The following is an 11,482-nucleotide window of genomic DNA, read 5'->3' as shown; positions in this document are numbered from 1 at the left end:
GTTCCTGGACCTTGAGGCGTTGTCAGGCAACGCCGCTGGTGTGGTGGTGGTCATCGGCGCGCAGGGTAAATTGCGCCGCAATGCGGCACGTTCTTTTCCGTAATCGCGCCTAATGCAGCGTTCAGTGCCGAATGACACCGGTTGAGCATGGCCGAGGCCCGGCTCCCGGTGCGACTACGGAGCGTGTCTGGCGACTGCTTGGTTGTCGCCATCCATCAGGCCGGACTTCACCGGTCAGGACTTGCGGCCAGTGACCTCGGCTGTCTGGAGGAACTGGCCGCTTTCGCCCGTTGCGCCGTCGACCTTCGCCCATGCGCAAGCGTCGTTGAACCTTCGCGCCTTCGGCGGACTGGACGTCGTGGGCTGTCCTAGTTGCGAGGTTGCCACGTTGGGGCGCGCCATTGGGTTGGACGGGAAGATGGCGCCCTCGGACTCGTCGCGGATGTGAGCCGCCTGATGCCACCCAAGGACCGTCCCCAAGCCACGCATCCCATATCGGGGTTGACTGGTTAGGAGTCCTACATATTATCTCCTCTATGACCGCTGTATTCGACACCCTGTCGGACCCGCTTCCCCACCGCCTCGCCGCTGGCCTCTCTCGCCTGTCCGTGGCATTGCGCGCCGGCCAATGGCGCCTTGCCGAGGCGCGCGGGTTGAGCCCTACACAGGCGCAGGCGCTGGCCATCATCGCCGCCCGTAGCGGCCCTGGCCGCCATGCTCCACGCCTGTCCGAGATCGCAGGGCAGCTTGCCATAACGCGCGCGACCGCGAGCGACGCCGTCAGCACGCTTGAACGCAAGGGCCTGGTGGCACGCCAACCAGACCCACGCGATGGCCGCGCCGCTGGCCTGGCGCTGACCGAGCAGGGCCGCACAGCGGCGCGCGAAGCCAGTGACTGGCCCGCCACGCTGCTCGACACCGCGGCTGACCTTTCGCCTGCGGAGCAGGAGGCTCTGCTGCGGCTCGTCGTCAAGATGATCCGCGGGCTTCAGGTTCGGGGCGCGATCGCTCCTGCCCGGCTTTGCGTGACTTGCCGGTATTTCCGCCCCTACGCCCATGAGGACGCCTCGGCGCCGCACCACTGCGCCTACGTCGATGCGCCCTTCGGCGACCGCCACCTCCGCCTCGACTGCCCGGAGCAGGACCCGCTCCCGGACGACGAGGCCGGGGCCGTCTGGACCCGCTTTGCCACCGGAGCGCCAGGCGCCATGCCCACACCCTAGCTGGAGACACCACCATGAGACGGAACAGTCGCCGCGGCCTTCTCGCCGCGGCAACGGGGATGCTTGTCCTCGGCCTGGCGGCAGCCCTGCCCGCTGCCGCGCATGAAGGCCACTCGGGGGCCATCGAGGCGCCCCGCGGCAACGCCCGCATCGCAGACTTCGACATCGTCCGGGCCGCCATCGCCATCGAAGGCGACAGTGCCGTCTTTCGGATCCAGGTCGCCGGGCGGGCCGGCGAGACGCGCCCGGTGGAGACGGGACGCTTTGAGGGTTCTACAGTGCATGCCTATGTCTGGCCCACCAGCCTCGACACGGCCGTTGTCGGCTTCGAGCCGGGCCAGGGCATCCTCGCGCTTGCCGTCACCTTTCACCCCGACTTCGACGACAACGCGCCCGGCCGCGACCGCAACAGGCATGTCTGGCACAGCCATTGGGTGGTGCTTAGTCCCGACGACGCGTGCGGGCCCGGCGCGCTGAAGGTCCGCGACATCCCAGCCGGCGCACAGCCGCGCCTGCCTGGGGATTGGCCGGGCGTGCCGCTGCTTCTTTCCAGCCCCGACCTGCCGCCGCGCCTGCTGGGCAGCACGGTCGAGGTGCGGGTGCCAGTGGCCGAGTTGCCCGGGCTGCACGCCACCCGCTTCGACGGCGTGACGGCCGGGCTCCGCGTCAACGGTAACCTGCACGCGCCGCTGCTTTGCGTGGCCGAGGTGTTCGACGTTGCCTCTGGCGATCTCAGCTTGCCTGGACGGGTGATGCCGGCTGGAACGCGCTGAGCCAGGTCGGAAAGACAGGCGGGCGGCCTCCGCCGCCTGCCCCATGACGGAGATGCCTCCATGAGCGAATACAGGCCGCAACTGCGGCCCGCGCCACCCTGGACGACCGCCGGCCTTTGGCTCAACACGGCCGAGGGGCAGCCCCTCGAGCTTGCGGCGCTGCGCGGTCGGGTCGTCGTCGCCCTTGCCTTCCAGATGCTCTGCCCAGGCTGCGTGCAGTACGCCTTGCCACAGCTTTCGCGCATTCGCCGCGCCTTTCACCCGAGCCGGGTCGCCGTCCTCGGGCTGCACACGGTGTTCGAGCACCATGCGGCGAACAGGCCGGAGACGCTATCGGCCTTCTCGCATGAGTACCGCCTGGAATTCCCTATCGGGATCGATGCGCCGGACCCCCGGGGCGGGCCGATGCCGGTGACCATGGCAGCCTACGCCATGCAGGGGACGCCGACGCTGCTGATCATCGACGCCGCCGGACGCCTGCGCCGTCAGGCCTTCGGCCATGTCGAGGACATCGTGCTCGGCGCGGATGTCGCGCTGCTCGCCGCCGAGGCGGGCGGAGCCGTCCTCTCCGATCCTGCAGCCGGCGAGGCGGTGTCGGCGCGCGAGGCAGCCTGTCGCCTGCCATGAAGACGGCCATCGTCCTCCGCCGCGTCCATTTCGAAGGCCTCGGCGCCTTCGCGCCCGCGCCCGAGGCGGCAGGCTAGGCCGTCACGATGCTCGATGCGGGTGTCGACCGCTTCGCACCCTGGTGCCGCGGCCGGCGAAACCCGCCCCCTGGTCGTGCCGGGTAGCCCCGTCGGGGCCCGGAAGGAGGACCACCAGCCGTTTCTGCGGGAGGTGCTGCATCTGCTCGAAGGGCGCCTCGCCGCAGGCCGCCCCACGCTCGGCGTTTGCCTGGGTACACAGACGTAGGGGCGTCCAGTCGGAAAAACCCGCGCAGACAGGGAATGGCTCATGCTCTTGCGCTATTACGGTGCCAGCAGCCGCAGCAGGGCGGGGTCGTTCCTAACATGATCGGCCGGGCCGCTGAGCGCCACCGTGCCACGGTCGATGACATAGGCCGCCTGCGCGACCGTCAGGGCGAGCTCGACATGCTGCTCGACCAGGATCACGCTCATGCGCCGCGATAAATCGATAAGACGCTCGGCGATCTCGTCGATGACCCCGATCCAGACGCCTTCGGTCGGCTCGTCGAGCATCAGCACGCGCGGCTTGCCGAGCAGGGCGCGGCCGATCGCCAGCATCTTGCGCTCGCCGCCCGACAGGGTCGCGGCGGTTTGGCCAAGGCGGGCGCCGAGCTTGGGGAAGAACTCCAGCACCTCCTCGATCGCCCGCCGGTCGGCACGTGGCCCGGCACCGAGCATCAGATTCTCCCGCACCGACATCCGCGCGAAGATCGCATGCTCCTGCGGGACATGGCCTATGCCGAGGCGTGCGCGCCGTTCCGGCGGTGCCGCCGTCACATCCTCGCCGGCGAGGCGGATGCTGCCTGCGCTGGGCCGGATTTCCCCTGCCAGGGTTTTCAGCAGCGTGGTCTTGCCCGCGCCGTTGCGGCCCAGGATGGCCACCGCGCCCGTTCGCGGCACGCCGAGGGACAGGCCGAACAACACTTGGCTCCGGCCATAGCCGGCTTGAAGATCCGCTACGTCCAGCAGCGGCGGGGTCGCGGGGTCAGACACGGCGGGTATAGATCTCCTGCACGCGTGCATCCCCCTCGATCTCGGCCACGCTGCCGGTCCCGAGGACGCGGCCCTGGTCCAGTACGGTGAGGCGGTCGCAGATGTTCTTGATGAAGTCGAGGTCGTGCTCGACGATTACCAACGCGCAGTGGCGCCGGATGGGCGCCAGCAGTTCGCCGGTGACGCGACGCTCCTCCGGGCTCATGCCGCCGGTCGGCTCGTCCAGCAGCAGCAGCTTCGGGCGCGGGGCGAGCGCCATGGCGATCTCCAGCCATTGCTGCTCGCCGTGGCTGAGCTCGCCCGCCAGGTCGTCGGCGCGGCCGGCGAGGCGGAACCGCTCCAGCGCCCCCATCACCTCGTCGTCCAGCCGCCCGCGCGAGCGGCTGCGGAACAGCGCGCCGTACCCCTCCGTCGCCTGCAGCGCGAGCAGGACGTTGTCATAGACCGACAGCTCGGTCAGCACCGAGGTGATCTGGAATTTCAGGCTGAGCCCACGGCGGGAGCGCTGGTAAGGCGGCATGGCAGTGATGTCGTCGTTGTCGAACAGGATGCGCCCCGTGGTCGGGAAATGGGCGCCGGCGATCGCCTTCAACAGGGAGCTCTTGCCCGACCCGTTCGGTCCGATGAGGCCGTGGAAGCTGCCGGCCCCGATCTCCAGATCGACGCCGTCCAGTGCCTTCAGCGGGCCATAGGTCTTGGTGACGCCCGATACCTGCAGCAGGGCCATCAGCGCGCCGCCTTCCGCGCGCCATAGGTGCCGATGCGCTCCCGCGCCGAGACGGCGAGGCCGAGCAGGCCGGTCGGCTGGAAGGTCACCACCAGCAGCAGCACCAGGCCGAGCAGCACCGGCCAGAACTGCCGGATCGCGTCGATATCGGCCAGCACATAGCTCAGCACCTCGATCGCCACCGTCCCGATCACCGGCCCGATGAGCGTGCCGCTGCCGCCGAAGAGGCAGTAGATCACCGCGGTGGTGGACAGGCCGGGGCCGAGGTTGCTCGGCCCGGTGAAGCCCTGGTGGTAACTGTAGAGGGCGCCGGAGAGCCCCGCCACCATGCCGGCGAGGCTGAAGACCAGCGCCTTGAACACCTGCACGCGGTAGCCGAAGAAGGCCAGCCGCTCCTCGTTTTGCCGGATTCCGGCCAGCACCAAGCCGAGCTGCGACCGCACGAGCATGCGGCTGGCGGCATAAACCAGCACCAGCGCCGTCAGTGCGACGGCGTAGAAGTCGAGGCCTTCGACGAACTCGTACTCGCCGAAGGCCATCAGCTTGATGGCCGAGAGCCCGTTGCCGGCGCCGACATACTGCCAGCCCGCCACCAGCCGCTCCGCCGCATAGGCGCCGGTGAGGGTGCCGAAGGCGACGAAGATGGAGGTCGGCGCCTTGCGTCCGAGCAGCAGGAACGCCGCCAGGATGGCCGCGAGAGCGCCGCCGGCCAGCATCGCCAGCGGCAGCGTCGCCCAGAGCTGGCTGAACTCCAGGTCCCGCCCGACCAGCGCCACCCCGTAGCCGGCGACACCGAAGAACAGGGCCTGGCCGAAGGACATGATGCCGGAGAAGCCCCAGCAGAGGTCGAAGCTGAGGGCCAGCAGCGACAGGATGACCACGTTGGTGAGCAGCGTGATCAGCTCCGGCCGGTCGGCGAGGAGGAAGGGCACCACGAGCAGCAGGGCGAGCACCGCCAGCTCGATCGCCGGCAGGATGCGGAAGCTGCCGCGCCGGGCGGTGGCCGGAGGGGCGGCCCTGGTGGTCGCGGTCATCGCCTCAGCACTCCCGGGGTTCGACCATGTCGGCCTTGTCGACCACCTCGTAGCGCGTCCGGCCGGCATCGTTGCGGCAGATGGCGATGTACATGTTCATCCGCGCATGCATCTTGCCCGGCACCATCTGCGCGCCGCCGCCCGGCCCTTCCGTCAGCACGGCGTTGTCCATCGCTGCCGCGACGTCCTCGCGCCCGAGCTTGCCGCCGGTCGCCTTCACCGCCGCCTCGTAGAGTTTGATGCCGCGATACATCCCCGTCGAGGCGGAACCGGCGGTGAACAGGTACTTCGTGCCGGGGAAGCGCTTCGAATAGGCTTCCTGCAGCGCCTTGCTGAACGGATCGTCCACCGCCTGGAAGTAGTCGAGGCAGGAGACCAGCCCCTCCATCTCCTGCGCCGGGTGGTAGTTCAGCAGGTTCTCGTCGTAGTAGACGCAGCTGACGACGCCGCCGCCCTTCTGGAAGCCGCTCTCGTAGAGCTGCTTCATGAAGGGCTGCAGGCCCGGAGCGATGATAGTGCTGAAGACGCAATCCACCCGCCCGTCGCGGATCTTGCCGATGGTCGCCGAGTACTCCGCCTGGTCGAGCGGGTAGTACTCCTCGAAGACCACCTCGCCGCCATTGGTTTCGATAACCTTGCGGGCATACCTGTTCAGCAGCTGCGGCCAGACATAGTTGGCCGAGGGCATGGCGAAGCGCCGCTTGCCCATGGTCTTGATCAGGTAGGGAATCAGCCGGTCGCATTGCTGCGCCGGCGTCGGGCCGGTGTTGAACAGGAAGCGCGTGCATTCCTGCCCTTCGTAGAGCTGCGGGTAGATGTATAGCGTGCGCCCGCGGTTCACGATCGGGTCCTTGATCGCCTGCCGCATGGCGCTGGTGATGCCGCCGAGCACGACATTGACCCGCCGCTCCTGGATCAGCTTGCGGACATTGCCCACCGCGATCTTTGGGTCGGAGGCGGTGTCTTCCAGGTGGAGCTCGATCGGCTGGCCCTGGATGCCGCCGGCCTTGTTGATCTCCTCGACGACGAACTGGGCCACCTGCCAATTGGCGTTGCCGGAGGGCGCGATGGGGCCGGTGATGTCGGTGGCGATGCCCATCTTGATCGGGCCCGCGGCATGCGCCCAGTTCGGGCGCAGCACGAAGCCGCCCGTGAGCGAGCCGAGCCATCCGGCGGCGGTGAGGGCGCTGGCCCCACCGAGGACGCGACGCCTGGTCATGGTCATGGACGTTCTCCTTGCTGCTACAGGCGCCCGACCGCGATGAAGCCCTGCGGCCGCACCCGGACGATGGCAAGCGCGATGAGGAAGACGAGCGGATCGGCGAGCACCGGCGTCACCACCCAGGGCAGCCAGGCCGCGAGCCCGCCGACGGCCGCCGCCCCCAGCACCGGTCCCTCGAAGCTGCCCACGCCCCCCAGCATGACCGAAAGGAAGGCCTGCACGAGGAAGCGGATGCCGATATCGGCCGAGAGCTGGTAGAGCGGCACGATGAGCGCGCCCGCCAGCCCCGCCAGCGCCGCGCCGAAAGTGAAGGTCAGCGCATAGAGGCGGCTGGTCGAGATGCCGCAGGCCCGCGCCAGCATCGGGTTCTCCAGCGCGCCGCGGACCCTGAGGCCGATCGAGCTGCGCGCCAGCAGCAGGTAGGTGCCGCCGATGACGACGAGGGTCGTGGCGATGATGAAGCTGCGCCAGATGGAGAACTCGATGCCGCCGAGGCTGAAGGCGCCGCCGATCGGCTCCGGGATCGACTTGTAGTGGCCGCCCAGCAGGCCGCGCACGATCTCCCGGATGATGAGGCCGATCGCATAGGTGCCCAGCATGGCGATGATCGGCGTCCGGTAGAAGCGTCGGATGACGGTGCGCTCCAACCCGAAGCCCACCAGCCCCACCACCACCGGGGCGGCGAGCAGGCCAGGCCATGTCCCGAGCCCGGCCTCGCTGCTGAGATAGACCGTGTAGGCGCCCAGCAGGACGAGTTCGCCATGGGCGAAGTTGAAGATGCCCATCATGCTGGCGATCACGCCGAGGCCGAGCACGATCAGCACCATCACCGAGGTGAAGGCGACCATGTCGAAGGCGAATTTGGCGGCGAATTCCATCACGCTGCCAGACCGGGCGCGCGCCTGTGCCGGGTCGCCGCCTCGTAGTCATGCGCGAGGGCCAGCAGCAGCGCCTCGCTCCACATCCGGCCGACGAAGATGAGGCAGAAGGGCGCGCCCGAGGCATGGAACCCGGCCGGCACCGTGACGCCCGGCAGCCCGGCGATGTTGATCTCGCTGACGGTCGTCTCCTGGATCAGCCCGTCGGCATGCAGCGGCGGCGGCGCCTCGCGCATTTGCGGGAAGACCAGCGCATCCAGCCCCTGGCTCTCCATCACCCCGTCGAAGATGCGGCGATAGGCAGCGCGCGCCGCGATGAATTCCGGCATGGGCGGTGGGACGAGCGGATTGGCCAGCGCCGCATCGAAGCCGGGCAGCCGGTGCAGGTAGTGCAGCATGCCGCCCGGCGCGAAGGCATCCCCCGCCGCAGTCGCCCGGGCGAAGTCGGCGAAGCCACGGACCGCGGCCTCGGGGCCCATGCGCTCGAGATAGCGGTGCATGTCGTAGGGCGCCGATTCCAGCCCCCGCGCGTCGAAAGGATACTCATCCGACACGGGCTGGCGCAGCTCGGCGAAGCCGCTGCCAGCGAAGGGATCCGCGACCAGCGTCGCGCCGCGCGCGCGGATCTCGTCCTGCGCGCGGGCATAGAGCGCCTCGGTCTCGGCCGAGAGCGGCTGGTTCCGCCAGCCTGGGCCGTAAAGTCCGAGGCGTCGGCCGGCAAGCGCCGTCTCCGACAGCAGCGAGGCATAGCCCCCTTGGGGGATGTTGCCGACGCCCGCCACCGTCTTCGGGTCCTCCATGGTGAAGCCGGCCAGCACGTCGAGCGTGAGCGCGGCGTCGCGCACGCAGCGCGCGATCGGCCCCACCACGTCGCGCTGGCTGGCCAGCGGCATGACGCCGGCATTCGGCACCAGGCCGAAGCTCGGCTTGATGCCGACCAGCCCCTGCGCCGCGGCCGGGTTCTGGATGGAGCCGCCCGTCTCCTCCGCCAGGCCAAGCACGGCCATGGAAGCGGCGACGGCGGTGGCAGTCCCGGCGGAGCTGCCGCCAGGGACGAGGTCGGGCGCCGCCGCGTTCAGCGTCGGCCCCGCCCAGCTGTTGTTCGCATGCGTGCCGCTGGCGCTGAGGATGGGCACGTTGGTCTTGCCGAGGATGATGGCCCCCGCCGCCCGCAGCCGGGCCACCACAGGGGAATCGGTGCCCGGCATCAGGTCGGTGCCGCCATGCTTCGAGGTCAGTAGGGACCAGCCCCCCGTGCTCGGGAAGCCCACCATGTCCATGGTATCCTTCACCACCACGGGGATGCCAGCCAGCGGCCCCAGCGCCTCGCCGGAGGCGCGCCGCGCATCCATCGCCCGCGCATCATCGAGCGCCGCCTCGTTGAGGAAGATGATGGCGTTCAACCGCGGATTGTCCCGCACGATGCGGGCGAGGAAGGCCGATGTCAGCGCCTCGACGGTAAAGGCGCCGCGCGCGAGCCCATCCTGCACCTCTGCGACGGTCAGCTCGGTGACGTCGATATCCTGGGTCATCGTCCCTGCCTCGTCTGTCGTGGTCAGAGGTATTGCTTGGCGAGCATCATGTGCACGCCCTTGTTGCCGTCGACGGTCTGCGTGATGCGCAGGTCGCCGATCAGTGAGCACAGCATGTAGGCCTGGTTGCGGCTGAGGTTGGTGCGGGCGCAAATCTCGCGCACCATCTCGCGCACCGCCTGCTTCGCCGCGTCGTCGAGATCCTCGTCGAGGCCGATCGACATCAGATGCGTCGCCGTCTCGGCGAAGGGCATCTTCAGGCTGAGGTCCTTTCGCACCGTCAGCCGGAAGCTGCCCTTCAGCCCCGTCTCCAGCGCGGTGATGCAGACCTCGCCATCGCCCTGCACGCCATGCCCGTCGCCCGCATAGAACAACGCGCCCTCGTTGAAGACGGGGAGGTAGAGCGTCGTCCCCGGCTTCAGCTCCTTGTTGTCCATGTTGCCGCCGAAGGCGCGCGGGACATTGGTGGTGCAGGCGCCCCATTCCGGCGGCGGCGCCACGCCGATGACGCCGAAGAAGGGGTCGAGCGGCAGCTCCATCCCCCAGGGCAGGCGGCAGGTGCCGCGCTGAAGGTCGATGCGCGGGTGGATGGTCTCGTACTCGGTGAACTCCTCCGGCAGCGTGCCGAGCAGCGGCATGACCGAGACGAAGCCCCAGTCCATCCAGGGCTCGGCGGAGAGAATGTCGACCTGCAGCACGTCGCCGCGCTCGGCGCCGCGCACGAAGACGGGGCGGTTGACGAAATGCGCCCCCGGCCCCTGCGGCACGCCCTCGACGGCCGCGCGGTACTCGGCCGGCACCAGCGCTGCATCGGGCGGGAAGGAGACCGCGCTGCCGGCCGGCATGGCGACGATGCTGACGACATCGCCCGATTCCACCGTCAGCGCCGGCGGCGTCGCCGCGGCGAGCGTGCCCCAGACCAGCATGTCGGGTGTCGCGGGGATTGCGTGCTCGGTTGGCATAGATCGCTCCTCGATGGCTGGGACGGCGTTACAGCATCAGATGGCGGCGGACATTCTCCGAGGTCACGGCGCCGGGCGGGATGGCATCGACCACCTTGCCCTTCTCCATGACGCAGCAGCGGTCGGCGAGCGTGAGGATCGTCTCCAGGTTCTGCTCCACGAAGACGATGGTGGTGCCGAGGTCGTCGCGGATGCTGCGCAGCACGCGCACGATGGCCTGCACCACATTCGGCTGCACGCCCTCCGACGGCTCATCGAGCAGGATCAGCTCCGGCCCGCCGATGAGCGCCCGGCCGATGGCGAGCTGCTGCTGCTGCCCACCGGACAAGGTGCCGGCCATCTGCCGCCGCCGCTCCGCCAGGATCGGAAAGTACTGGTAGACGAGGTCGGCGCGGCGCTGGCGGCGCGAGGCGCCGATCAGCTCACCGACCGCAAGGTTCTCCTGCACCGTCATGCGCGGGAAGACGTCGCGGCCCTGCGGGATGTAGCCGATGCCGCGCCGGGCCCGCGCATCAGCGGCGGCGCGTGTCAGGTCCTCGCCCGCGAAGCGGATGCTGCCTGCGGTCGCCCGCACCAGGCCGATCAGGCAGCGCATCGTCGTGGTCTTGCCGACGCCGTTGCGGCCGACCAGCGCCACGATCTCGCCGCGCCCGACCGAAAGGTCCACGCCCTGCAGCACCTGGGTGCCGCCGTAGCCGGCGCGCAGGCCGGCGACCTCGAGGATCGGCTCAGGCGGCATGGGGAACGCCCAGGTAGATCTCGGCCACGCGCGGGTCGGCGACGATCTCCTCCACCGTGCCGCGGGCAAAGACCTGGCCGAGATGCAGCACGGTGACGCGCGTGGCGATCTGCTTGACGAAGCTCATGTCATGCTCGACGGCGAGCACCGTCATCCCGCCGGCCGCCAGGCGCTGCACCAGCTCGCCGGTGCGGAAGGTCTCCTCCGGTGAGAGGCCGGCGGTGGGCTCGTCCAGCAGCAGCAAGGTAGGCTTCAATGCGACTGCCATGCCGATCTCCAGCCATTGCTGCTGCCCGTGTGAGAGCTCGCCTGCCGGCCGCGCGCCCTCGGAGGCCAGGCCCAACAGCTCCAGCAGCCGCTCCTCCTCCCGCGCCAGCTCGGCGGGCGGGACATGGTGCTGCATGGCGATGTGCAGGTTCTGCCGCACCGGCAGGGCGCGGAAGACGCTCGGCGCCTGCATCTTGATGCTCATGCCGCGCTGCACGCGGGAATGCGGCGCGTCGCGCGTCACGTCATGGCCGCGGAAATGGATGCGGCCCGCGCTCGGCTCGTAGCGGCCGACCACCAGCTTGAACAGCGTGCTCTTGCCCGCCCCGTTCGGGCCGATCAGGCAGTGGATCTCCCCGGCCGCCACGGCAAGGTCCACCTCGCGCACCGCGAGGAACCCGCCGAAGCGCCGGCTCACGCCCTGCAGTTCCAGAAGGGTCGTCATC

12 protein-coding genes are annotated in these 11,482 nt (G+C 69.5%); 3 read left to right on the top strand and 9 right to left on the bottom strand.

Annotated features, from left to right (window positions below; all coding sequences use genetic code 11):
- The first annotated feature begins 536 nt into the window (after nt 1-536).
- Genes LH62_RS06525 through LH62_RS06515 form a run of 3 tightly spaced genes read left to right on the top strand, consistent with a single transcriptional unit; the run spans nt 537 to nt 2,623 of the window.
- Entirely contained in the window at nt 537-1,223 is a 687-nt protein-coding gene (locus LH62_RS06525) for a MarR family winged helix-turn-helix transcriptional regulator (RefSeq protein ID WP_043360069.1), read from the top strand.
- Nucleotides 1,224-1,237: 14 nt separating this feature from the next.
- Entirely contained in the window at nt 1,238-1,996 is a 759-nt protein-coding gene (locus LH62_RS06520) for a hypothetical protein (RefSeq protein WP_043360067.1), read from the top strand.
- 60 nt (nt 1,997-2,056) lie between these two features.
- On the top strand, nt 2,057-2,623 hold the full coding sequence (locus LH62_RS06515) for a peroxiredoxin (RefSeq protein ID WP_043360065.1): 567 nt from the start codon (nt 2,057-2,059) through the stop codon (nt 2,621-2,623).
- Nucleotides 2,624-2,964: 341 nt separating this feature from the next.
- On the opposite strand, the gene LH62_RS06510 is transcribed toward LH62_RS06515, so the two are convergent.
- The 9 genes from LH62_RS06510 to LH62_RS06470 are packed head-to-tail and all read right to left on the bottom strand — an operon-like array spanning nt 2,965 to nt 11,481.
- Entirely contained in the window at nt 2,965-3,675 is a 711-nt protein-coding gene (locus LH62_RS06510) for an ABC transporter ATP-binding protein (RefSeq protein ID WP_201445435.1), read from the bottom strand.
- A complete protein-coding gene (locus LH62_RS06505) occupies nt 3,668-4,402 on the bottom strand; it encodes an ABC transporter ATP-binding protein (RefSeq protein ID WP_043360062.1) in 735 nt (244 codons plus the stop codon). The genes LH62_RS06510 and LH62_RS06505 overlap by 8 nt, the downstream gene beginning before the upstream one ends.
- Nucleotides 4,402-5,436, bottom strand: coding sequence for a branched-chain amino acid ABC transporter permease (locus LH62_RS06500; RefSeq protein WP_043360061.1), 1,035 nt, complete (start codon nt 5,434-5,436; stop codon nt 4,402-4,404). The genes LH62_RS06505 and LH62_RS06500 overlap by 1 nt, the downstream gene beginning before the upstream one ends.
- A gap of 4 nt (nt 5,437-5,440) precedes the next feature.
- Nucleotides 5,441-6,661, bottom strand: coding sequence for a substrate-binding protein (locus tag LH62_RS06495; protein ID WP_043360059.1), 1,221 nt, complete (start codon nt 6,659-6,661; stop codon nt 5,441-5,443).
- Nucleotides 6,662-6,678: 17 nt separating this feature from the next.
- Nucleotides 6,679-7,536, bottom strand: a complete 858-nt coding sequence (locus LH62_RS06490; protein ID WP_043360057.1) for a branched-chain amino acid ABC transporter permease — start codon at nt 7,534-7,536, stop codon at nt 6,679-6,681.
- On the bottom strand, nt 7,536-9,068 hold the full coding sequence (locus LH62_RS06485; RefSeq protein ID WP_052213788.1) for an amidase: 1,533 nt from the start codon (nt 9,066-9,068) through the stop codon (nt 7,536-7,538). The genes LH62_RS06490 and LH62_RS06485 overlap by 1 nt, the downstream gene beginning before the upstream one ends.
- Before the next feature lie 23 nt (nt 9,069-9,091).
- Entirely contained in the window at nt 9,092-10,030 is a 939-nt protein-coding gene (locus LH62_RS06480; protein WP_043360056.1) for an acetamidase/formamidase family protein, read from the bottom strand.
- A gap of 28 nt (nt 10,031-10,058) precedes the next feature.
- Nucleotides 10,059-10,769 carry an ABC transporter ATP-binding protein gene (locus LH62_RS06475; RefSeq protein ID WP_236552492.1) on the bottom strand — a complete coding sequence of 237 codons (711 nt, stop codon included), beginning with the start codon at nt 10,767-10,769 and terminating at the stop codon, nt 10,059-10,061.
- Nucleotides 10,759-11,481, bottom strand: coding sequence for an ABC transporter ATP-binding protein (locus tag LH62_RS06470; protein ID WP_043360055.1), 723 nt, complete (start codon nt 11,479-11,481; stop codon nt 10,759-10,761). The genes LH62_RS06475 and LH62_RS06470 overlap by 11 nt, the downstream gene beginning before the upstream one ends.
- Nucleotide 11,482: the final 1 nt, after the last annotated feature.

It is taken from the genome of Belnapia sp. F-4-1, from assembly GCF_000802185.1.
Taxonomy (GTDB): domain Bacteria; phylum Pseudomonadota; class Alphaproteobacteria; order Acetobacterales; family Acetobacteraceae; genus Belnapia.
This window is presented reverse-complemented; position numbering and strand designations above follow the sequence as displayed.